At 46.5% G+C, this 23,607-nt stretch carries 16 protein-coding genes and 2 pseudogenes; 1 reads left to right on the top strand and 17 read right to left on the bottom strand.

Annotated features, from left to right (window positions below; genetic code table 11):
* Window positions 1–19 precede the first annotated feature (19 nt).
* Complete coding sequence (locus MKX40_RS16075) at window positions 20–463, top strand: Rrf2 family transcriptional regulator (protein ID WP_339233881.1); 444 nt, start codon at window positions 20–22, stop codon at window positions 461–463.
* A gap of 53 nt (window positions 464–516) precedes the next feature.
* On the opposite strand, the gene MKX40_RS16070 is transcribed toward MKX40_RS16075, so the two are convergent.
* The 17 genes and pseudogenes from MKX40_RS16070 to MKX40_RS15990 all read right to left on the bottom strand — a co-directional run bounded on the left by MKX40_RS16070 (window position 517) and on the right by MKX40_RS15990 (window position 23,606).
* Window positions 517–879 (bottom strand): VOC family protein, encoded by a 363-nt coding sequence (locus tag MKX40_RS16070; RefSeq protein WP_339233879.1) that lies wholly within the window; start codon window positions 877–879, stop codon window positions 517–519.
* 167 nt (window positions 880–1,046) lie between these two features.
* Window positions 1,047–1,532: a nitroreductase family protein gene (locus MKX40_RS16065; RefSeq protein ID WP_339233877.1), complete on the bottom strand. Its 486-nt coding sequence runs from the start codon at window positions 1,530–1,532 to the stop codon at window positions 1,047–1,049.
* Between the two features lie 17 nt (window positions 1,533–1,549).
* Window positions 1,550–2,134 carry a nitroreductase gene (locus MKX40_RS16060; RefSeq protein WP_339233875.1) on the bottom strand — a complete coding sequence of 195 codons (585 nt, stop codon included), beginning with the start codon at window positions 2,132–2,134 and terminating at the stop codon, window positions 1,550–1,552.
* Complete coding sequence (locus tag MKX40_RS16055) at window positions 2,131–2,628, bottom strand: MarR family transcriptional regulator (RefSeq protein WP_339233873.1); 498 nt, start codon at window positions 2,626–2,628, stop codon at window positions 2,131–2,133. Before MKX40_RS16055 ends, MKX40_RS16060 begins: the two co-directional genes overlap by 4 nt.
* 429 nt (window positions 2,629–3,057) lie before the next feature.
* A pseudogene (locus MKX40_RS16050) lies at window positions 3,058–3,381 on the bottom strand (dihydroxy-acid dehydratase); the annotation flags it as partial.
* Between the two features lie 260 nt (window positions 3,382–3,641).
* A pseudogene (locus MKX40_RS16045) lies at window positions 3,642–4,061 on the bottom strand (GNAT family N-acetyltransferase).
* A gap of 279 nt (window positions 4,062–4,340) precedes the next feature.
* A complete protein-coding gene (locus MKX40_RS16040) occupies window positions 4,341–8,165 on the bottom strand; it encodes a polysaccharide lyase family 8 super-sandwich domain-containing protein (protein WP_339233870.1) in 3,825 nt (1,274 codons plus the stop codon).
* A 94-nt stretch (window positions 8,166–8,259) separates the two neighbouring features.
* A complete protein-coding gene (locus MKX40_RS16035) occupies window positions 8,260–9,441 on the bottom strand; it encodes a glycoside hydrolase family 88 protein (RefSeq protein ID WP_339233868.1) in 1,182 nt (393 codons plus the stop codon).
* A gap of 5 nt (window positions 9,442–9,446) precedes the next feature.
* Window positions 9,447–10,280 carry a carbohydrate ABC transporter permease gene (locus tag MKX40_RS16030; protein WP_145402123.1) on the bottom strand — a complete coding sequence of 278 codons (834 nt, stop codon included), beginning with the start codon at window positions 10,278–10,280 and terminating at the stop codon, window positions 9,447–9,449.
* Window positions 10,265–11,215, bottom strand: a complete 951-nt coding sequence (locus tag MKX40_RS16025; protein WP_339233861.1) for a sugar ABC transporter permease — start codon at window positions 11,213–11,215, stop codon at window positions 10,265–10,267. The genes MKX40_RS16030 and MKX40_RS16025 overlap by 16 nt, the downstream gene beginning before the upstream one ends.
* A gap of 23 nt (window positions 11,216–11,238) precedes the next feature.
* Window positions 11,239–12,522 carry a sugar ABC transporter substrate-binding protein gene (locus MKX40_RS16020; protein WP_339233859.1) on the bottom strand — a complete coding sequence of 428 codons (1,284 nt, stop codon included), beginning with the start codon at window positions 12,520–12,522 and terminating at the stop codon, window positions 11,239–11,241.
* A 232-nt stretch (window positions 12,523–12,754) separates the two neighbouring features.
* Window positions 12,755–14,233 (bottom strand): helix-turn-helix domain-containing protein, encoded by a 1,479-nt coding sequence (locus MKX40_RS16015; protein WP_339233856.1) that lies wholly within the window; start codon window positions 14,231–14,233, stop codon window positions 12,755–12,757.
* Window positions 14,234–14,268: 35 nt separating this feature from the next.
* Entirely contained in the window at window positions 14,269–16,029 is a 1,761-nt protein-coding gene (locus tag MKX40_RS16010; RefSeq protein ID WP_339233853.1) for a histidine kinase, read from the bottom strand.
* 321 nt (window positions 16,030–16,350) lie between these two features.
* On the bottom strand, window positions 16,351–17,388 hold the full coding sequence (locus tag MKX40_RS16005) for an NAD(P)/FAD-dependent oxidoreductase (RefSeq protein ID WP_339233850.1): 1,038 nt from the start codon (window positions 17,386–17,388) through the stop codon (window positions 16,351–16,353).
* A 162-nt stretch (window positions 17,389–17,550) separates the two neighbouring features.
* Window positions 17,551–19,152 (bottom strand): AraC family transcriptional regulator, encoded by a 1,602-nt coding sequence (locus tag MKX40_RS16000; protein ID WP_339233848.1) that lies wholly within the window; start codon window positions 19,150–19,152, stop codon window positions 17,551–17,553.
* Window positions 19,153–19,260: 108 nt separating this feature from the next.
* Window positions 19,261–21,912, bottom strand: coding sequence for a family 16 glycosylhydrolase (locus tag MKX40_RS15995; protein ID WP_339233846.1), 2,652 nt, complete (start codon window positions 21,910–21,912; stop codon window positions 19,261–19,263).
* A 152-nt stretch (window positions 21,913–22,064) separates the two neighbouring features.
* Window positions 22,065–23,606, bottom strand: a complete 1,542-nt coding sequence (locus MKX40_RS15990) for a response regulator (RefSeq protein ID WP_339233844.1) — start codon at window positions 23,604–23,606, stop codon at window positions 22,065–22,067.
* Between the last annotated feature and the right edge of the window lies 1 nt (window position 23,607).

Genomic DNA, 23,607 nt, shown 5'->3' with positions numbered 1-23,607 from the left:
ATACTATTCAGCAAAGAAGGTGAGTAGATTGAAACAAATAAGTAGTCGCTTTTCGATGGCCGTCCATATTCTATCCATGATCGCGCTGGACCCGCTTTACAGTACAGGCGATCGAATTGCGCGTAGCATCAATAGTAACCCTGTAGTCATTAGAAGGATCATGGCCCAGCTCAAGAAAGCGGGTTATATCGATACAAAACCAGGAGTTGCAGGGGCCTCTCTTCTGATATCTCCTGAAAAGTTAACGCTACTGGATATCTTCCAAGCAGTCGAATCGGTGGACGGAGACCAGCTTTTCAAAATCCACAAGGATACTGACCCCAATTGTTCTGTAGGAATGAACATTGAATCCATTCTATTACCCCAATTCTCTAATGCCCAGAAGGCTATGGAGGATGAACTCGCTTCTGTTACCCTTGCTCAAATTGTGGAGCAACTACGGATAAAGGCAAATACAAAATAAAGCTGCTCCTCTAATGGAGTAGCTTATTTTGTATGTTTTGATGTTGCACCAATTCAGACAGAAGCTGCCTCAGGCTCAACATATTCAATAAAACTGCCATCTGGATGTTGAACAAAAACGCTTGGACCAATAGGACCATGCTGATCTCTTACGATAAGGGTATTTTGTTTGGTTAATTCTGCCTTTAATTCGTCCATGGAATCGACATACACCACTGCTCGGAGTGATCTAGCAGGTTCCAGCGCCTCAGGACTTCCAGACACAATGACGTAAGGATATACTGTGGCTAAAGATAAGCCTGCCTCGGGAATATTCCACGTACGATCCATAGATCGATTCGCAAGAGATTCATAATATGCAACGGTTACCTCCAATTGCTCGGTAAAAACGGGTATAAAATGATTTATGATTTTCATATGAACCTCCAATTTTGATTTTTTAAATATAACCATAATGGTTATAACTAATTTAGTTATATATAAACATTTTGACTTTGTCAAGCTTTCAAAAAGATCAACACGATCAAAACGTGGTCGATAAAATAAAAAAAGCCGCTCAAAAAGCGACTTTAATGAAAAACACTCTAGAGAAGTTCAAAATGAAGTTGAGTCTCAGGCAAATCAGTAGTTCCTTTCGACTGATTTGCACCGTATCCCAATTCTAGAACCGCAGCAATACGCTCGTTACTCAGTACACCAAACACTTCAGTACGGCTCGATTCGTACATCCAGTCATGCAATGTACAGCGCACACCCAGACTCTGCTCATATGCCAGCAAGCGGAAATTTTGAATTAGGCAGCAGACCGCTGCAAAATCCTCTTCCCGCTTATGTTGATCTGACTCTGCATTCACCAAGACCAGAAGATACGCAGGTGCTTGCTCCTGTAATCCCTGCATGATGTCCCCATACGGGTTATCAACAAAGATAAATCGCCACGGTTCTCGGAGTCCATCATTTGGCGCCCATACGGCGTGATTGAGCAACTCAAGGATTAGATCCTGCGATACTGATTGATCCAAAAATTCACTCGGACCGCCCATGTCTCCTTCCAGATCTGACAATTTCATTTTTACAACCTCCTCTTCTATGTAGATTGACCTCGTAATACGGTCCACTTCTGCTCGGCTGGTGTTCTTTTCCGACTTCTCGGCACTTTGTCGAAATACCCTATATGAAGAATGCCAACGAATCTTTCATCCTCACGCATGCCAATTCCTCTGAAAAATCCTTCATGCTGAATCATGGACTCTGTATCCCATAACATTCCTAACCCATGTTCCCAACCCATCAGTTGGAAACTCTGCATCATCCCGCAGGCAGCCGCATAATTGCGGTCATTGGTCAAACGATCCGGCCCTACAGTCGACATAACAATGACGTGTGCAGGAATATCGGTAACTCTCTTTTTGAACACATCCAGAAGTTTCCCGGGAATCAGTTTGCCGAGTTTGCTCTGCGACATCTGTTCGAGCATGCAGTCCACCAACCGTTTGCGCGCTTCTGGAGTTCCGGCATATACCACACGCCACGAGCCAGCCTCATCAAATGGTTGAAGCCGATTAGCCTTACGTAGTAATTCAACAACTAACTCCTGGTCCACCGGCGTAGAGTTACATTTACGAATGCTTCTGCGCTCCCTGATCAATTCCGCCAGACTCAAATGCTTCACTCTCCTTCGTTTGATCTGGATTCAATATTGATGCTACTGTCTTGAAGAAATTGATGAATTACTTTTAGCTCTGTTTCCGAATATTTGTCGAGCGTACGATAGAAGCGTTCAGCCTCATGTACATGCAGACGTTCATGCAATTCAAAGATCTTTTTGCCTTGCGGTGACAACCGGAAATAACTCTCCTTCTTGTTGTCATTCATTTTTGTGCGTTTGACGAATCCTTCTTCCAGTAGTTTGTTGCCAATTTTGGTGATACTTGCTTTGGATAAATTCATCGCTTCGGCAATACCTGTGTTGTTAATAGGCTCATGCTTTCCTATGCAATCTATCATATGAACGGCGGTCAAATGCTGGGGGATTTTCTCGATGCTTTCTCGCTGGGCGATACTTAGGAAATGCTCAATTTCTGTATTCTTGTGGTTCTCATATACATGTAAAAAACGGATAAATTGGTCATGAAGCAATTGTTTTGTTCGATCTTTTGAAGTCATCTTGTGATCGCTCCTTATTTACTTGTAAACAAAAATATCACTTTAATAGTATGGTGTTTAAGGATAATTAATTTTATTTTGTTTACTCGTGAACAATATAACATGAATGATAATGATTATCAAATAAATTTTCTGACCTTGCAACATCACGCTAAAGTCCGGACAGAGACCTGCCTTAAAAGGAATATCTTATCTTTTTAACCTGCCCATTCCGAACCTGGATTTCCACCCTGGTCAACAAAAATCCGCTAAACTTTTCTGATTAACGGGTTTTTAAAATTCAATCTTTTTACATACAACTGTTGTAGAATCTTATGGCGCGACATTCTTAATCTTTAAAGCTTGCATTTTTTTGTTTCACACGCTCTATGCATTCGTTGTAGCAGCTTCTAACGTCCTATTTTATATGCAGCATCAATATTTGCTTGTTTATTCCATCAAATCTGTTACTGCACCTTTTGAAGCAGAGGAAACTAATTTGGCATATTTGCCGAGTACACCGGATTTTACTTTTAGTGGAGGTTGTATCCACGCTTGCGCTCGAGCGGCTAACTCTTCTTCTGTCACCTCAACCTTACTTTCCTGAATGTCACTGTTCATGGTAATAATATCTCCATTTTGGAGTAAAGAGATTGGCCCGCATACTTGTGCTTCAGGTGATACGTGGCCGACTATAAATCCATGCGAACCACCAGAGAATCTGCCGGATGTTATGAGAGCAACTTTCCCACCGAGACCTTTTCCTACAATCATCTAATCGGAAATAGAATCAGCCAGGTATTTTGGTTGTGTCCCAATGCTGTACTGATACTGATAGAAGACGACTAAATAAATCATGTGCTCCAGTAACCGATTTCTCGAAGATCTCCTGAATACACAGCATATTTGCACCTTTTCAGTAGAAGGAAACATATATACGCCAAAGAACAGCACCCTCTGCATCTACAGAATGCTGTTCTTCAAGTAACGTTCTCTAAATATTCTGAACGTTCTGTATATTTACAAAACGTGTACTACAGTTCCTTCGTCATAAATGTACTAATCCCATCTAGGATATAATCTGCAAACGGCTCACAATACGTGAAACCAAAACCTTCATACAGCTTGCGAGCTGATCCGTTTGTATCCACGGCTTATGGCTGCTTCAATAATGTGAGCAAGAACATTTCTAGCTACACCTTTGCGCATATGATTCTTAGCTGTTCGCATCGATTTGAGTTCTGCATGCTCTTTGTCCAATTCCTTGATAGCCCCACAGCCAAGCAGCTTTCATCTTCCCATGCACACCAGAAAGTAATTCCGGGCTTCTTCAACCCGTCCAGATTAAGGGCATGAACGCTTTCTGGTGGGAAGTCCTCTGCCATTCCTTGCAAATGTTCTGCAATTAATCCAATCACCTGTACCCCACTCAAATCATCTACACGAATATCCATTGTATCCATTCCTGCGTAATGTTAAGTATAAACTACATCCGTTAGCCTTCTGTATTTCACATTACTTACATGACAGAATCGGAACCGTGGGGGTGGTAGTCCCGTCACTGTATCGACCAAATTTAGATGTAATAATATCTGTACTATTTACCTCCAGGCAAACTCCCCAGACGGCGACTGTATGATTTCGAACTCTCTACGTCTGTCAGGGTGAAGCAGCGACCTAGCCTTGGACCAACTCAGGGATAGCCAAACAAATTAATCTGCCTCGTCATGGTTTCATTGGGTTTGCAATTTAGTCCGCAATGTCTGCCCGAGGGTATCTCGCATATTAATCTTTAGCTTCACCGTGGGTGATAGCTGTAGTACCTCGATCTGATCGTCTTTACCTAGTATTCCTGCTGCATCTGTATCCAGTTCCAGTTCAATATACCCCTGATTCTCTAGTGTAGGATCAGACACTGAAAGCTCAATCGTATTCGCCTCCGGATTTTTTCTAATCATGACAGAGGCTTGCTTATTCGAAGTAACGCCATTTACCGAAGTCAGAGTATCCGTCCAGAAATTATACCCGGCAACGTTAAGCGTATTCTCTCGGACCGCCTGAACCGTCTTAGAATTGGCGAGAACGGTGACATCCGGCGAATCGGCGTATTCTTTTGTTTCCTGTTTGCTTGCATTTGGCAAAATCATATATTCATACTGACTGTCAGCAGGATTATTCCCATGATCAATCCACATGGTCAGGAAATAATTCTGTAGCAGTTCGGTAGGTAATGTTGCAGAAGGAGGATTGCTGAGATTAATGTCGGACCATCTTCCCTCTTGAATTTGTCTGGTCAATCTGATCGGTGAATGATTCGGGAAGATATAACCAATGTTCGAACCTATCACATTTCCCTCCAGATAAGCCCATGATGGATTCTCTATCTCTTCATTTACTATGGTCCCATTCAGAACTTCACCATCCACGTAGAAACTGTTTGAATTGTCTTCTCTCAACTTCCGCTGCTCAATGACGGTTTCTACAGGAAGGTTATCTGTGCTTGTAATGCCAGCACCTAGCGCAACAATTTCATTGTCAAAAGCGAACCAGGATTTCCGCGCCTGCATTTGTGTGCCGTTCTGAAGCAGTTCCATGCCTGTAACGCCGAAAGTATCCAACGTTGTGCCGCCCGCCCAGGAATTAAGCGGGACGGTCTCGCCATCCCCATATTGATAATTGCTAGAATTTCTTGTCCGCGAGACAACCGTTGTGCCTGGAAGTCGGCTCCAGTTCACCGTTGCCCAGAAGCTGCCTGTATACTGGGACAGATCCTGGTTGTAGAGATACGTCATCCCGTCACCAGTATACCAGCCTTTAGGATTCTCTCCGTTGGTAAGCTCATAGGTAGCAATACGCTTTGAACTTTTACTGACCCCGAACAGGAAGTCTTCGCCCCGATGTACACTACGAGCCATGCCACTCAACTCATAGTGTGCCTGAACATCGGTGGCAGGAACAATCGCAGGATCCTCCACCCAATCCCTGATCGTATCTGCCAAATCCAGTGGAAACTGATAGTATGATCCCCCCCTACTCAGCTGATACTCTACATGATATTTCACCAAGCTCTTTAATTGAAGCGATAGCTCGGCAGGAGATGTCACTGCAATTCGGGAGATACCTGCCAGAATGTTTCTGCCGGAGTAATAGGCATCTGCTGCCGGCCTGACGATTGCGCGTCCTCTTGTCATATCAATAGCCTGCCCTTTATATAATACAGGAGCAAATCCTTCGTCGATCCACCGATAGACATTACTCATTTCGGGAACAATCGGCTCCCAGGTGCTTCCGTTCAGCAGAAACATCAGGTTCCCGATCCCCTGTATCAGAACCTCCCCATAACTTCCCGTATAGGCTATCGTGCTGTGCTGCACATACGAGCCGTCTTCATAGAAGCCATCGCCTGCAGCTGTGTACTGAAATAGCTCACTCATCCCGTTCCTGGCTTGAATTAGCCGGTCGTAGTTATGTTCGACAAGCCCCATACGGACTTGAATCAGCATGATATCGGAGCGGTTGGCACCTGTCTGTGTAAAAGAAGCGGAAGTGATGTCCCCGATATAATGATCGATGCTTGCCGTATTCCTCAGAATTTGTTCCGGTGTCAACTCGTCATACATCAAGATCAGAATATCGACCAAACGATTGGGAACGCCGATATCCCAGTTCCACCAGTTCCCGAATTCGGTGCCCGTGTCCGTGTACAACTTATCCAGCATCCAGTCCATGGCTTGAAGCAGATCGTCCTTTAGCCCGGAATTATGGTATAGAGATGTTCCTCTTGTCTGATAGGCTAATGCCATTGTCTTCAATCGGGTATAGTGGTTGTTGATAAAAGTAGAATCACTGGCAGAAGCAGGCAGGTCATTCCAGAGCGTTGTGCCTCCCGATGCGAGTTGCATGCTATCCCAGTATTGTTGAGCTGCAGATGCATTGGCCTGAATAATGGTTTGCACTGCTGTTTCATTAACATCCAGAGAATTTTTGCCGATCAGAGTCTCCTTCCAACGCTGCCTGATTTCATCATATTCTTCGGGATTTTCTGGCTGGGGAGCAACCACCTCAAGTGTAACTGAATCTCCCACTCCGTTAACTGTGTTTGCGGACACCGTAGCTGTACCGACGCCAAGTGCCTGTATTTTTCCATCTGCAGCCACACTTACAATTTCCGGGTGATCCGATACCCAGCTTAGCTGTGATTCCGTTGCATTCGCCGGCTCAACATTTGCGATGAGTTGCAGGCTGTCGTATTTGGAAATTTGTGAGGGTGGAGAGGTTATGGCAACAGAGGCGACAGGAATATAGGGAGTAATAATAACGGTAACCTCTGCAGAGATCGTCGGATCGGTTTGTGATACTGCTGTAATCGCCGTCGATCCGACCGATATTCCGGTGATTTCACCAACGGCATTTACGGTGGCAACAGCTGGATTGTTGGAACTCCAGCTCAATGCCTGATTCGTTGTATTCTGGGGATTAAATACAGGCTGCAGAGTTTGCTTGCTTGTTACCGCCAGATTAATTTCATCCGGCAGTATGATGCCGAGCGGCAGCACCGGTTTGGTCACTGACACTGGAACCGCAAGCGAATAATTGCCCTCATAAGTGCTTACATTCACTGTAGTGCTACCTTCTTTGAGCGCATGGACCGTGCCATTAGTCACCGTGGCCACATCAGGGTCATTCGTACTCCAAAGTAAACGCTGGTCGGAAGCATTTTGCGGAAAGGCCGTAACCACTATATTGGTGCTGGCACTCACCGGCAGCTCAAGCTGTGCCACTGAAGTACTGATTCCCGTAATTGGAACGTATTCCGCGAGTTTCAGGTCATCGACCATCCACTCTGCCTGCATCCCACTTTGAAAATACTGATTCAGGTATATATGTCTAATATTCATCCAGACGGAAGGCAGCAAGGCTTCTCCTAAATACTGATCATTCAGGAAATAAGTTATGGAGCGTGCTGAATTGTCTATGAACATTTTTATTTTGTACCATGAATTCTTCTCGTAATGTGTTAGGAACTGGTTGCTGACATCCCTTATTTCTCCCGCAGCATTGAAGGTAAGGGCTGAAATATTGGTAGTGCTTGTAGCGGGGGAAGGCGCATTAAGGCTTCTGAACTGAATCTCCCGGCGATGTGTAGTACTGTTCATATAAACCGACGCTTCAAAAACCAGCTTTCCGGCGATGCCGGAATTGCCAGCTTCCGTTCCGCCCAGATTATTTCTTCCGGTACTCACGTTTTTGGTATTGGAAACGATTTTGAGACTGTAATCCTCGCGCTGGGGAGCATTTTCTATAGTCACATAATCTGTTTCTGCCAAAGAATTATAGATGCCCCAACTTCCGCCGACCGAGCCGCTGTATGTGGAGCCGTTATAGAGCTTTGTATTCTTGGCATTTCCGCTTTCATCATAGTTAACATTTACGTATACGGTGCCAGCGGCGAACGCCGATGGCAAGGCTGTAGGGGGAATGATAAGCGACAGAACCAGCAGCATGATGATCAAACGGAAGAAGAACGATTTAATGAATGGCTGATTATACACTTGCATACCAACCCCTCCAAATTTCTGATTTTGCGTCAAAAGCCTATAAATGCAGCAAACGAAATTCTAGCCGCTTCAAAACATCAGGAAGAATGAACATTTATCGATTTATATCCTTGAACGGAATCAGGCTTTTCCCCCGCTCATACCAATACCCGGGAATCTGCTTTTCCAGACGCATTAGCGCTTCAAGATAAAAATAATCCCCCCAGATCATATAACCATCCAGCCCGTAGCTGCCCCTGACATGATATGATCCATGATCGATAAGGCCTTCCTTTTCCTGCGCCATGCTCATTGAGGACTCGGCTAGTGCCGTCATAGTCACCAAGACCGCATCTTCTAATCGCTGCCTCTGCGGATCGTCAGGTGCTAAATGTTCCAGTAGTTCCAGCATGCCACAAGCTGCAATAGCGGAAGCGGAGCTGTCCCGACTGGTAGAGCCGGTCACGGGAACATCAAAGTCCCAATAAACGATGCCGTCAGCCGGTATTCGTTCTATGAAATAAGCAGCCAGGCGTTTCGAGGTTTCCAGAAAATTGATGTTTCCCGTTTGGCGATAAGACAGAGCAAATCCATAGATGCCCCAAGCCTGTCCACGTGTCCATGTGGACCCGTCACTGTTGCCTTGATGTGTTCCCCCTCTCAGCGAATTTCCGCTTCGGTCAAAATAAAAGGTGTGATAGGACGAGTCGTCTCCCCGCACAAGAAATTTCCTTGACAACTCGGCCTGTCGGACGGCAACCTCCGCATAGCGGGGATTGCCGGTTGCACTGGAAGCCCAGTACAGCAGCGGGAGATTCATTAAACAGTCGATGATGATACGCCCCCCATTCTCCGAATCATCTTCCGGCCCCCAAGCCTGAATGAGCCCAGATGTCTCTCGCCAACGTCCCAGTAGATGATCAGCGGCTTGCAGTGCAAGCAGTTTGTGCCGTTCATCCTCTTCAACGATCCAGCCCGCGAGTGCGGATAATCCATATAGGAAGCCAATGTCATGATGTTCAAGTGCATGTTGGGCCTGAAGCCGGCGATGAAAGCTGGCAATCTGGCTATTAGCCTGCAAACGCAGATATTCGTCACCGCTGTACTCGTAACATAGCCAGACTATGCCGGTCCAGAAGCCTTCGATCCAGTCCTCGTTATCACCCCATTCATAACACTTGTCATTGGAGATATGGGGGAACTTCTGGTTGTACCGGGACAAATTTTGTTTTGTTTTGAGGACTGCATATTCGATGGCCTCATGCCATTTTACGTTCGTTACTAGAGTTTTCTTCACAGTTCTCATCCTTTCACAGAACCGGCAGTAATGCCCGAGATAAAGTATCGTTGGAAGAATAGGAATACAGTGACTACCGGAATAAGTGACAGTACTGTACCTGCCATAATTAATTGGGTCTGCGATGTGAACTCGCCGTTTAGACTGGCCAAGCCGAGTGGCAGTGTCTTAAGGCTATCGCTGGTAAGATAAATAAGTGGAGCCTGAAAATCATTCCACACCCAGGAGAAAGCGAAGATTCCAAGCGTTGCTAACGCCGGCTTGGCCAGCGGCATGATGATTCTCGCAAAGATGCCAAATTCGTTGCAGCCGTCAATCCGCGCCGCCTCAGAGAGTTCCTTCGAGATTCCCGACAAGAACTGGCGCATTAGGAACACGCCATAGGGACTAAAGATTTCCAACAGGATCAGTGCCCAATGGCTGTCGACAAGGCCTAGCTTCTTAATAACGAAATACTGCGGAATCATAATGACCTGATAAGGGATCATAAAGGCTGCAAAATACATGATGAACAGTCGGTTCTTCCCGGGGAAATCCAATCTGGCAAAAGCGTAACCAGCCAGAGAACAGGTAATCAGCTGCCCCAAAGTAACCAGGATAGAGACCTTCAGAGAGTTGAAATAGTATAATGGAAATGGAATACTGGTCCATACCTCGACGTAATTCTCGAAGTGAAATACCTGCGGAATCCACTGTATCGGATACTGGAACACTTCCTCCTGCAACTTGAAGGAGGTGGACAGCATCCACAGAAAGGGTACGATCATAACCAGAGATATTAAGATCATGAACAGATGCGCCAGAGATTTAGGCACTGCTCGACCTAGTAGTTGACCCATCGTTTCTCCCCCTTAAATTGAACATAAGTAATCGCCAGAACGATCAGGAACAGCACGATGGCCTCAGCCGAGGCGTAACCAAATGCGGAATTGCGAAATGATTGAACGAAGATATCATAGACGAGCAGCTTCGTGGAGCGGCCCGGACCACCACCGGTCATGACATACACGAGATCAAATGACTTGAACAGATTAATAATGCAGGTAATGATGACAAAAAACGTCACTGGAGATAACATAGGCAGTGTTATATTGCGGAAGCGCTGCAGGATATTGGCACCGTCAATGTTGGCTGCCTCGTACAGCTCTTTGGAAATTCCCTGCAAGCCGGCCAGGAACAGCAGCATATAGTAGCCAGCCATCTTCCAGGCCGAGACAAGTATAATGCTGAGCAAAGCCCAATTCGAGCTGACCAGCCATCCGGGGGGCTGCTCCATAAATTTGCTGAGGAACATGTTCAGTGGTCCGAGCGTTGGATTGAAAATGGCCTGCCATACCACCGCTACTGCGATAAACGATGCAATATGTGGGAAGAAGAATGCCGCTCTGTAGAGCGACATCCCTTTCATTTTCTGGTTAACAAGCAAGGCCAATGATAGAGATGCAATGATAACGAGCAGGCAGGAGCCAAAGGTGTAGAGCAACGTATTCTGTAAAGCAATTCGAAAGTTCTCGTCCCGCACAAGCCGGAAATAATTATCCAGCCCGTTCCATTTCACCGGATTATACCCGTCCCATTCTGTGAAGCCAAGTCCGAACGCCATCACACTCGGAATAGCAATAAATAGCAAGAACCCTAGCAGATTTGGGAGCAGAAAGAGATAGGCTGTTCTCGCTTGCGGATGCATCATCCTTTGCCACAATGACGTTTTTTTGCTTTTTTCCAACAGGCTGGTTCCCTGCGTCCCTAGTGTGCTTTTATTCAAAGAAGACATTTCATCACTTCCCACTTCTTGATCTATTGAATCTCTTGCTCTCTTCTCTTCTTGATGTTTTCGATTGCTTCCTCAGGTGTCAGCTCGCCCAGCAATGCTAATTCTCCTTCTTCTGTGGCGATCGTGTTCATCTGGGTAATCCCCTTGCGCAGTTCCCGTTCCGGAACAGATATAATATTGAATATGGCATCCATGTTCACCGCATCATTGGTAAAGGTTGCTTTGTACTGATCCTTGACACGATCTGCTGAGGAAGCCGGTGTCTGATATTTTGCCACGATCTGCTGTCCTTCTTCACTGGAAATGAAGCTGATCCACTTCTTGGCTTCTTCGGGATGCTTGGACTCCGAGTTCACGGCATGAACAACGACTGCAGTCATTGTTGTGCCCTTCTGCACTCCCGGCGGATGAGGAACATACGTCATCCCCCAGTTAAAGTTGAGCTTATTGTCCTTCTGATCCTGTTCCAGCATGCCTGGGAACCAGGTTCCAGTAACAACCATGGCATATTTCCCAGTGAGGAAAGCCGTTCTGTAATGTGCATTGGTTGCTTTATTCTCGGCTACGGAAGGCTGCGCACCGCTTTCTGACAGCTCCTTGCGGAGCTTGAGTCCTTCCACATAAGGGGTCAAGTTGTCACTGTAGAGCGAGCTTCCCAGTTGCTGTCCATAGGAGTACCAGGTCTGCGGCCAGTCCGGCATAAAGGAACCGTAAATTTTATCTGTCCCGCTTCCGCTTGTCATCTTCTTGGCTAGTTCAACATATTGCTCCCAAGTCAGGTCATCGCCGGGATATGCAACTCCCGCTTGATCAAAAAGATCTTTATTGTAGTAGAGCGCCCAGCCGTCCGAACGGAATGGCAAGCCGTAAAGTCTATCGTTAATTTTCAGATCGTTAAAAAAGGATTGAACACCGGAAAGCTCTGTGTTGTCAGCAGTCGCAAGATCATCGATTGCCAGCGTGCGCCCCGACGAGGCCAGCTTGTAATATTCATCCAGACTCTTAAAAGCAAAAGCATCAACCTCGCCACCGCCTGTCAGCGTTACGGTTAGACGTTCGCTGTAGGTGTTTGCATCACTTTTGGTAAAATCAATGGTGATGCCCGGGTTCTTCGCTTCGAACGCTTGAGCCAGTTCATCATACATCCGCTCTGAGGCGCTGTCGTTCCATAGCATGAACTTGATGGCTACTGCTTGCTTCGAAGTTGATGAATTCACTGTCGTATTATCCATTGTGCTCGATCCGCATCCGGCCAGTATTACTGCACTGGTCATAATTCCAATCAAAGGTTTAAACCAATTTCTCATGTAGTCCCCTCCAAGTTCGAATGTGTGAGTATTTCTTACTTGACGTAACTATAATAGAGTTCTAAACTTTTGTCTTTGCACAAATCTCAGCACAATTGTTGAGTTATTCATATTTTTGATAGCGCTTTCTGTTAACTTAGTGTAAGTAAATATATCTTATATATAACATTTAAAAAGAAAAAAAAGGGGGGGTTCCCCTTGGTTAGTCAATTATTCAGTTTTGTGTTCTGTTTTACAGATCCCCGCGGTATTCTGAGGGCGTTTTTCCTGTCATTTTTTTGAATACCCGTGAGAAATGACTGAGATTATGCAGACCTACCTGCTCTGCAATCTCCTGTATGCTTCCTTCCCTGCGCCTGAGCAGCTCTTTTGCCTTTTCCACCCGAAAGCCAGCTACGAAGGACATAGGCGTCTCTCCAGTCTGTTCCTTAAACAGCGTGGAGAAATAATTTGGATTCAAATGAACAGCACCGGCCAAGCGCCCAAGCGTTATCTTCTCTGGATAATGTTGCTGCACATAGCGGATCGCCAATTCTACATCTATGGTCACCGAACGTTCATTATCCTGCATAACGGTCCTTAAGGCAGCTGACATACGCTCCATGAATTGTCTGGCGGTTGTACAGGAATGGGCAAGGCTGATGGTTTCCCCCCAAGCTGCAATATGCTCACGATGAAAATATCTGCCGGGAATATTCCGCGTGAGCAGCATCGTTAGCGCCTGAACCAGCCGCTTAGGATGAACGCTACGCCGCTCGGCGTCCTGCATCAACTGATCTAAACAATCCATGATGGCATTCGCATTGCCGCCCGCCAGCAAAGCAATCAGATTTTCCTCCTGTTCAGCCTGAAGTACCGTGACGGACATTTGATATATACGCTTGTGCTCATAATCGACCATATGGTTCCAGCCCGTATAGAATAAGTCCGCCTGCAATTCCTCAGCTTCACGGTATGCCTTCTCCCACTCGTTCGGTCCGGCTACTCTGGAACTGATCAGTATGCCCGTATCTTCATAGCGCTCTAGCAGCAAGTGCGGCGCTTCAATCTCGTCCTCGAGAATCAGATGCAGTCGCTGCTCGGTGTCAACGAACAATCGCCTCTCCGCAATGACGGCCGGATAGGGAAACCACTCCAGCCAAGCGTGAATATCCGTCTGCCCCCATATTTCCCGATCTATCAGCATAATAATCCATCTCCAGCCTGCGCACTCCCGCGCACTTAACCTGAACTGTTTCAGCCAGGCGGATGGAGACTGAAGCTCAAGGATCCGGACTTCAGGCCGTGATGCTACCAGTAAACTGGTCCCCCCGCGTTGCTCGGAAAGCTTCTTGTGAAAGGTATCATATAGCCGCTCTAGGCAGTGTTCAACCTCTCCAGATGATAGATTAAGTTTGTCCAAATACTCAAACACACCGTAGCGTATGCCTTGCCTAGCGAGTCCAAAGTCGGTATGACTGCTAAGTATACAAATCAGCACTGTCGGTGATATCTCGCGGATACAGCCGATCAGTTCCAGCCCGTCCATTCCCGGCATGCGAATATCCGTAATCACAACATCCGGCTGTAGCTGGATGAACATTTCGAGTGCGTCTCTTCCATTACTTGCCTGGCCCGCAATCTCAAATCCGTATTGCTCCCAGGGTACTGTTCTTAGCAGCGCCTCTCTAATTAGCCACTCATCTTCTACCAGCATCGTTCGAATGGACATGTTTTCGCCTCCTTATGAACACAACTTTTTCTAGATTATTGTCGCTTCGGCAGCGATATCTCCACCTGAGCGCCGGATCCTGGAGAGCTTTCGAATTGCAAGGTTCCTGCTCCACCGAAATACAGGGCAATGCGTTGCTGAATATTGGACAACCCAATACCGGAATATGTTTGCATCTGCTCTATGTTCTTCACTTCTACGGTCGCTTCGAGTGGACGACTGGCTGTACCGGCTCCGTTGTCGGATACGGTGATGGTGAAGGTGTCGGATATATCATAAGCCTGTATCCAGATATGAATGGCCGCCTCGCCGTACATACCGTGATAGATACTGTTCTCCACCAGCGGCTGCAAAGTAAAGCGGGGAATGTGCTGCCCAAGCAGTGCGTCTGGTACATCAATCAGGACATGAATGCGGTCCGGGTAGCGAATCCGCATAATGGTCAGGTAATGCTGCAGTGCATCCAGTTCCTCTTCAACAGTCACGAGCGGGTTCTCCGGATATATTTTTGATGATAGAAAGTATCCCAGAGCATGGACGACCTCACGGATCTGCTCCATCTGTCCGTGTAACGCCAGCCCACTGATCACCGCCAGTGTATTCTTAATCATATGGGGCTGAATTTGCGATTGCAGTGTTTGCAACTCTAGCTCTAGCTTCTGTCGCTGCTCCATCTCCATACGCTCATGCAATTCCTTCAAATCGGAGGTCATGCTTAGGAATGAACGCTGGAGCATATCAAGCTCAGGATCGGTGCGAATCAGCGGAACATGCGTCCATTCTCCTGACCCGATCCTTCTCATGACACGGACCATCTGCTTAATCGGCCGCAGAATTCGGCCGGTGAACAAGTGTCCGAGTAGGATGGAAAGTAATGCGCAGAGTCCGATGACCACTAACAGAATGTTGCGGATTTGTCCAAGTTCGGACAGGAAATTCTGATAGGGAATCTCCTTGACGACGACCCAATCATTCAGAAGCTTGGCGGATATATAGAGAGAATTATCCATGCTCTTACCCTGATTCAGTACGGTGGTGACTTTACCGTAATCCGCTGAGACCGCTTCTTGGAGGATTGCAACAGGCGCGGTTGCTTTTGGGGGAGAATATACCAGCGACCCATCCGTTTTCGCGATGATAAACTGGTTATTTGAAGCAAGATCGTCTACCAAGGCCGCCACAGAACTCGAAATCATTATCTTCCCCCACTCTGTGCCGGTCTCTATATCCGTATATCCGGCCTCATAAGTGAGCATAGGCTCAGTCGCGCTTGACGGATCGAACGCCAGATGCGGAGTTACCCACACGAACCGTTCGCTGCTTCCGGCTTGCAAAACTTTTTTGAACTCCGCCTTGCTGTCGAGATAGTCGACTAGCCTGCTGCCGTCCGCCCCCCAACTTGTGAACACTTTACGGTTATAGCCGTAAATTAGGATGGAGGGCGTTTTTTCGAATTTGGAAAAGACTAGTTTGCTCATCAATTGATTGAACATATCCCATTCCTTGATGTACCGCTTTAGATCGTCTGGTGAAGATTCTGGATCAAGCATCTGGCGGACGCTTTCCTCCTGCCCGAACGATCCAGCAAGCATCTGGTACATGGACAGCTCACTGTTTAGAGAGGCAACTGTCTGTTCGAGTAAACGAGACTGGATTTCCATAGCCTGGTGAATGATTGTACGTTTGGAGGCATTATAACCAGCCCAGCCGATAACAATCATGGGAAGCACACCAAAGAGCAGCAAGATCAAGATAAATTTGGATCGCAGGGTCCATCTGGTAATTTTTGAACTCACAACCTTCCACCCCCTGTAATACCGAGAAGTCTTTCTGTTAAGCCGTGATGATTGAGTAAATAAATTTAAGTATGTGTTATATGAGCGTGGACTTCAAGGTAAAAAGAAGGAAATGTATCAGCAATGAGAAGAACGCATTTAGCCATCTTGGGACAAGAACTTGTAACAATAAAATAAAATAAACAAAGCCGCTAAAATAGCGACTTTGTTTAGTCTTACGTACATATTAAGAATTTTAGTCTAGCTCGAACACGAGTGTATGTGAGCCAGTTGCGATTCTACCCATTTTTTATTCGTAAATGGTTTGCAGGCCCCGCTATTCTATTCAGTGGCTACCCCAAGCGCTTTGTTCCGCTCTTTAAACCTCTCGTTATGTGACGATACATAAGCCATTCTCGGCGCTTCGGGATCTAAATATTGTTTGGCGCTGTTAAGGGCTAGAGCTGCATCGGTGAATGCCCCTGCAATCAGGTTGAGCTTGCTGTCGTAATTGGCAAAGTCGCCTGCCCCGAAAATGCCCGGCAAGTTGGTCTCAAGTTTTGGGCTAACAAATATGTTCCAGTCATCCATATCCAGTCCCCAATCCTTAATCCCTGTAAAATCGGATTTCAGTCCGTGGTTGACGATGACCTCGTCAACTTCTAGCTCGTGCGAGTCCCCTGATTCGATGTGGGCAATCGTCACCCGTTCAATTGCCTTTCCATTGCCGCTATATAATTGCGTAACTTCATATGGCGTAAGCACATCGGCGGAGGACTCCTTCATTCGAACAACGTTTTTTTCGTGTCCGCCAAAGTGGTCCCGTCGATGTACGACCGTCACCTGAGCAGCGATGGACACCAGCTCGTTCGCCCAATCGACAGCGGAATTTCCCCCTCCCGAAATAAGTATTCGTTTTCCTCTAAAAGGCTCCAGTTCCTGCACCGTATAATGCAGATTGGACACCTCGTAGCGCTCAGCCCCTTCCAGTTCCAGCTTAGCCATTCGCAGAATGCCGCGACTAATCGCCAGAATGACTGTGCGTGTCCAGTGTTTCTCCCCTGTTGCCGCCTCCAGAATGTAAGTCGAATCCGCTTGTTTCTCCAATCCGACAATGTGCTGGCCGAATACAATCGTTGGGTCGAACGTTTTTGCCTGCTCCGATAATTGGGTGATTAACTTCTCGCATAGGATTGGGGTAAATCCTCCAACATCCCAGATCATTTTCTCGGGATAAATGAGCATCCGCCCTCCCAGCTCGTCTTTCGCTTCTATTAACTTCGTCTTCAAATCACGCATTCCACTGTAAAAAGCAGTATACATTCCCGCAGGACCACCGCCGATAATTGTCACATCGTATAATTCAAGCTGCTCGTTCAATTGAAGTCCTCCTCCTGAGGGCGTATGTACATGTCCGCACATATGATAATCATTATCAATACTATTTTAGCTTCGACAGTGTGACAATAACAATGGACAAAACCGACGGTTGCTTTATACAAAACAAAGAGTGCTGAGCCTTTGGCCGCGAGGAAAACAAACTTATGCTAACGATCGCAGGATATCATCTATTTTTTTGCCGTTAGAAATAATACCGTTATTCATCCAAGTTAGAAAATCTACCTCATATACGCAGTTGTTTCTTACAGCGGGAAGATCGCGCCACTCTGGCTGTTCCAGCAGGACCCTTTCCATCCCTTCTTCTTGGCTATGCCACTTATCAAAAGTAATGAACAGATGGTCCGCGGTTAACGTACTCAGTTCCTCTACAGAGAGAGTGAACATACCCGGCTTATTCGATTTTGAGGCTATACCTACTGCGGAATGGGCGCGTAAGCCAACATCACCATAGAGCACCGTTGAAACAAAACCTTGTCCTTCTTCTGTATATTGGATGATCTGGTCCGCCGAGATACGCAAAAAAGCGACTGTTTCACCTTTCATAAGCTGATTCAGCATATGGCTCGCGTTCCGTGCTTTGAAAGCATAATTTGCAATCGCATCGTCGGCCAACTCCATCCGGCCAAAATAATCGGCGACGGTACTCAGCAGCGTACGCCAATTCGTGGTCTGCTCTCGCAGGATGCACGTGTTGGATATACGTCGGTACTGAGAATATTGTTGTTGCTCGTAACGATCCGCAAGCATTATCAGATCCGGCTTATAATAGGTAAGCTCGTCAAAGTTGCCGCTATTCTCGTCGAACGTCGGAATGTGGTTTAAACCTAGATACTCTTGTTTTCCCCATTTCTCATGTCGATATTGGACGATCGGTTGCATACCCAGCGCAACGAGAAAATCCTCCAGATACGGTGCCACTACTCTAAGCTCTCCCTTGCGGCTTCGGCGGTATTGTCCGGGCGAGATGCCTACCGTCTGCTTGAAACGACGACTGAAATAATATTCATTGTTGAATCCTGCATTGAGCGCAATATCGAGCAGTCTGTCATCGGCGCATGCCAGCCACTTTTTGGCTTGACTAATCCGTACTTCATTCAAGTACTGAAGCGGTACTTGACCCGTAACCTCTTTGAACAGGCGAGTATACTTCCAGCGATCAATGCCTGCAATGGAAGCCAGCTCCTCGACGGTCAGAAGCTCACTGTAATATTCATGGATGTGCCGTATACTGCGCTCTACCCCGTGACGCTCGATATCCGTTCCTTTATCTTCAGTTGCAGGTGCATTTTGGCGGAATAGAAAGAGCAACAGCTCTTGGAATTTAACATATCGTTGGAACAGCTCCAGCTCGCCTGTCGCTCCGCTAAGTCCATATAACTCATCAAGCAGCTCCATCGCTTTCGCGAAGGGTGTGCATGCAAGCTCTTGCTTGTCCGGCAGCAAACTTGAAGCTTCATCATTGCCGATCATTGTGAAGCACACTCGGTAATAGCTGCAGTTTATGACCTGTTGATCAATAGAGAAAGCTGTGTCAGCATCCTGTAAATAGCATTTTCCCTGACCGGTTCCATTCATGAGAAAGAAGAGTTCAAAACCTTCTTTGTCGTTTCGGTTTCGATCCTCGTCTTCGCCGTCCCAGTCACTCGTCTCTACTTGTTCGCCCACTACAAAAAAGCGGATCGATCGTAGCACATATTGAACTGAAGGAGCCGTCCACGCTTGTTTGCCCTCTTCAATATCCATTCTTACTATCCATCGCCTTTCAATTGATATTCATTCTCAATGTATATAGTGTAAATTAAAAAGAGTCACCCTTCAACCTTCGTTGAAAAGTGGCTCTTCCCTGCTCCGTTATGGGGCAAGCAATCGAAGCAAATCATCCATCTTCAGCCCGTTGGCTGTAATGGCTCCCGTCTGCCAATACGATCTCTCAACGGGATATACATGGCCGTTCTTAAATGCAGGAACCGTCTGCCATAACGAATTGGCCTTCATTTCTTCAAGCGCTTTTGCGTTACTCTCTTCCTCCCATGTTCCGTTGGACGGCAGCAAAATAATATGGTCCGCGTCAAGTTCCGGAATAACCTCATTCGACAAGACGATGTTGCCCTCCGTCATTGCCTCGGCAAATGCGGGAGCCTTCAGCCCAAGTTCCTTATACAAGATTTCTCCGACAAACGTGTTATGGATGCCGAAAATATTGATCGATTTGTCCGCGACGTTCATCCGCAGAACAACAATCTTCTCATCGCCGATCGCTGAGTTCAACTTTGCTTTTACATCGGCAATGTGAGCATCATAATCGGCAATAACCTGTTCTGCCTTCTCGCTGAGACCAAGCAAATCAGCAATTAAGGTCAATGTTTTGCGCGAATCCGAAAGTACGTCGTCCGGCAAGCGAAACGTCGGTGCAACCTTGGAATAAAGCTCGTATTGTTCTGCATCGACCTCTCCGGCGCCAATGATTAAGTCTGGCTCGGCCACGAGCAAAGCCTCGATATTTCCGGTCACATCGAACAACGTGCGGCCGCCGTCAAAGTTTCCGCCGACTGCCAGGTTCATAATGAGGTAGAACGGCTCATCGAAAGGTGCATTCGGATTGTTCGGTGCAGCTGCGGAATACCACTGCTCGTTAGTGACTTTATAGTAAAACTTGCCGTCTACATACCATTTAATGTTGTCCTCTTCCCAGACTACTGAGTATACATGATAATCATTGGCAAAAGTTTGCCCTGCCGGGAAGTGATAATCGCCGCCCGAATACTGGTTCGCGGGCCATTGTCCACCAAAGTGTATGGTACCGCTTACGGATCCAGGCAGACGGCCTCTCGCTTCCATCACATCAATTTCACCTGATGCAGCCCAAGTACCATATACCGAGTTTTGTGGAAGCATCCACAGTGCTGGCCATATGCCATCACCGGTAGGAAGTTTGGCACGAAAATCGACTCTGCCGTACTTCAAGGACAGTTTATCCTTGGTGTTAATCTTTCCAGAAGAATACTGTGCATACCGATTAGGGTCCTGCGGGAAAGATTTGCTGTCGTTCATAGCTTTGATATTCAGCTTTCCGTCCTGTACATATACATTTTGGGTGCTATTCGTGTAGTGCTGTAGCTCTGCATTACCCCACCCCCATGTACCGGGATCGTTGTTGAGATAATATCCTGTTTCATAGTTCCATTTACTTGTATCCAGCGTAGTTCCGTTAAACTCATCCTGCCAGATGAGGTTCATGCCCGCGATAGCCGGGTTGGTTGGCGTTCCGATGGAGATATCCTCTTGGTCAGATATATCCGGACGCGGAGCATTGGGATTGCCGATAAAGGTATAGTTGACGAAGTTGTTGCCAATACTTCCGCCCGCCTGACCGTTCAGTGGATAGCCGATACGAATCTGCATATTTTCCTGGATCGGCTGGAACCACAGGCCATAGACGTAATCGGCCCAGTATCCCCACTGGTTGGCATCGGACATATTGTTGTACCCATTACCGGAGTATGCAAATTTGCTCTGGCTGGCGTTACTCAAATCAACCCATTGTCCATTGATGTTAATTTGGTATACAAAATTGCCCAGTTCCTTGGCGATTGGCGCCCCCCCATCAATTTTCGGAAGCGGAACCCCAATGGAACCATTCGCATCTGCTGTGAAGGTTGTTCCTTCGTATGGCGTAATGACATATGAATTTCTTGTAGGTTCATTAAACGTAATGGTATAAACAAGGTTAGCCGAAGAAGTCTTTGATTCCAATTTGACATTGATCGACTCCGTTACGTTAAACCAGTATCCACCGCCGCCATCCGTGAATTGGCCAAAATTTTGATCGTAGATCCAGCCGCTGGCTGCGTTATTGTCAATATCAATCCACGTGCTGCTGTTTACAGGTTTGACATATACCTTCAAATCATCCGCAACAGCTTCATAAGTGACCGCAGGATTATTGTTGAACGTTGGATATGTAAAACCTGCACCGCCGGTGAAGCCTGCTGTGATCTGTGGACCTTGTGTTGCATTCATCGCTGTGATGGTTGTTTTGTTGATGTTTTGAAATACAAGTTGATACTCCAGCTTCACACCATTTGCTTTGGAGTACAGTTGAATCTCGGTTGTTGCGGAGAGTGTGAACCAATAGCCATTGAATCCGCCATCGCTCCAGTGCCCCCAGTTTTGGTTATAGATATATCCGCCTGCCTGGTCGATATCAACCCAGTTGCTGCCCACTTTCACATTAACGCCTACATCACTGTAAACATCATTCCATGTCGCGGAGCCACCATTGAACTTAGGCATAACAAATCCGTAGCTGGCCTTCCCAACACCTGATTTTGAAATAACAGGCCCGTCTGCGGGTGAGAAGTACTCCATTGAGGTTACGGTAGTTCCCGCTGCCTGAACCTTTGAAGCCGGAAGTATGCCAATACTAGCCAGCATCACAACCACAAGCAACATACCGAGTACCTTTTTCATAAACCGTTTCTCCCTAAAGTGAGATGTATTCATAATTGCCCTCCTTTAATAGAATAATAGATTCTCCCAATCCATACGTATTAAGGTAATCGCTTACATAAGGGATATCTTTATTCTATCGAATAGGTTAATTTGCTGAAAAGGTACAATTGTTTTTGTGGTATCCCATTTTTTTGGCTTTTGATTCAATCTGCCTTCTGCCGCATCATCTGTCGGTACTCAGTGGGTTGGATCTGCATCACATGTCGGAACGCACGTGTAAAGCTTTTATAGCTTTCATATCCAACCATAGCAGCCACCTCAACAATTTTATGATCAGTTTCGGCGAGAAGCCGCCGCGCTTTATCCAGACGTACATCCCGTAGGTATTCAGCAAAACCTTTACCCATATTCTTCTTAAACAGATTTGAAAAATAAGCATAATTAAGCGATACATGATTGGATACCATCGCAAGATCCAGCGGTTTATGGTAACTCTCGTGTATAAAACGAATGGCTTCATTAAGATCGTTCGAATGGCGATAGCTGCATTTATAGTCATAATAGAACTGATTCAGCCGAAGCAGCTGCTGTTGCAGTGCTTGTATATAATCACGCATCCCTTGATAATCAAAGAGATTACGCAATGATTCAAGGTCCAGCGCTTCTTCCCCCATATAAGGGCGGATAACTCGTTCGTATTCCTCCATCATCTGAACGGTGGCGGCGCAGAGCTGCTGGGTATAGTGAATAGGATAGCGTTGCAATACCTTTTTGTGAAATAGTGCAGAAATACCCTGAGTCATTATTCCACTGTTATCTGTTCCGACTGACTGGAAGAGTTCATATAAGTCTTCATAGGGAAGTTGCCACTGCTGCTCCATATGCTCAATATGTGCTGGGAAGATACTGCACTGATCAGGAAACAAGTAACTGTGGCGATAGAGCTCAAGCACTTGGATATAGCTGTATGGTAGTTCTTTTAACCCCTGAATCGGGTTAGTTATGGCCGTTATGGCATCGATCTTTCCTTCCTTGAGCGCTGCAGGCAGGACACTTGGATCTATGGACGCATCCACCGCAAGGATCAGGTATGGGCGATGTTGCAGGCAAATACAACCTTGTCTGCCAAACACACGATAAGCAATGGCTTCCATGCTATGGACGCTGCTGGCTCCGGGCTGGCTCATGCAAACATCTTCCCGCAACAGGGCTAGGCGATAATTACGCCATAATGCATCATTTTGTTCCTCAATCTGAAAAATCCATGCTTCATCACTTAACGCACCCTGCATAAACATTCTTAATTCTTTACTCTCGGTCTCTTGGGCGAGACGGGATACATGCTGCATATTATGCGTAAGTGCCTGCCGTGTCTGGATCTCTTGCCATATATGCTCCAGGGAATTTTGCAGATCCTCTCGCTTCAAAGGTTTTAGCAAGTAGCCTTTTGCACCAAGCCCGATCGCTTTTTGGGCATATGTAAAATCACTATAACCGCTGATAATAAGGTATTGCACATCCATGTATTCCTCTTTGGTTTGAGCCATAAGTGCCAACCCATCCATATCCGGCATCCTGATATCGGTAATAACGATGTGAATGCAATGCTGCCGTAGTAGGCTCAGCGCCTCTATCCCGCTGGCGGCAGAGTATATGTTGTTCAGCTTCAGAGGAAATTGATGCAGCATGGCCTGCAGTCCGTCACGAATGTGTTTTTGATCGTCCACAATCAGGATATTAATCATG

This window comes from Paenibacillus sp. FSL R5-0517 (assembly GCF_037974355.1).
Taxonomy (GTDB): domain Bacteria; phylum Bacillota; class Bacilli; order Paenibacillales; family Paenibacillaceae; genus Paenibacillus.
This window is presented reverse-complemented; position numbering and strand designations above follow the sequence as displayed.

Bases quoted from the DNA above. Each gene is read 5' to 3' on its own strand.
- MKX40_RS16055 (WP_339233873.1), bottom strand. From the start codon at position 2,628: ATGACTTCAAAAGATCGAACAAAACAATTGCTTCATGACCAATTTATC.
- MKX40_RS16065 (WP_339233877.1), bottom strand. From the start codon at position 1,532: ATGAAATTGTCAGATCTGGAAGGAGACATGGGCGGTCCGAGTGAATTT.
- MKX40_RS16040 (WP_339233870.1), bottom strand. From the start codon at position 8,165: ATGCAAGTGTATAATCAGCCATTCATTAAATCGTTCTTCTTCCGTTTG.
- MKX40_RS16020 (WP_339233859.1), bottom strand. From the start codon at position 12,522: ATGAGAAATTGGTTTAAACCTTTGATTGGAATTATGACCAGTGCAGTA.
- MKX40_RS16015 (WP_339233856.1), bottom strand. From the start codon at position 14,233: ATGTCCATTCGAACGATGCTGGTAGAAGATGAGTGGCTAATTAGAGAG.
- MKX40_RS16030 (WP_145402123.1), bottom strand. From the start codon at position 10,280: ATGGGTCAACTACTAGGTCGAGCAGTGCCTAAATCTCTGGCGCATCTG.
- MKX40_RS16000 (WP_339233848.1), bottom strand. From the start codon at position 19,152: ATGGATATTGAAGAGGGCAAACAAGCGTGGACGGCTCCTTCAGTTCAA.
- MKX40_RS16070 (WP_339233879.1), bottom strand. From the start codon at position 879: ATGAAAATCATAAATCATTTTATACCCGTTTTTACCGAGCAATTGGAG.
- MKX40_RS15995 (WP_339233846.1), bottom strand. From the start codon at position 21,912: ATGAATACATCTCACTTTAGGGAGAAACGGTTTATGAAAAAGGTACTC.
- MKX40_RS16025 (WP_339233861.1), bottom strand. From the start codon at position 11,215: ATGTCTTCTTTGAATAAAAGCACACTAGGGACGCAGGGAACCAGCCTG.
- MKX40_RS15990 (WP_339233844.1), bottom strand. From the start codon at position 23,606: ATGATTAATATCCTGATTGTGGACGATCAAAAACACATTCGTGACGGA.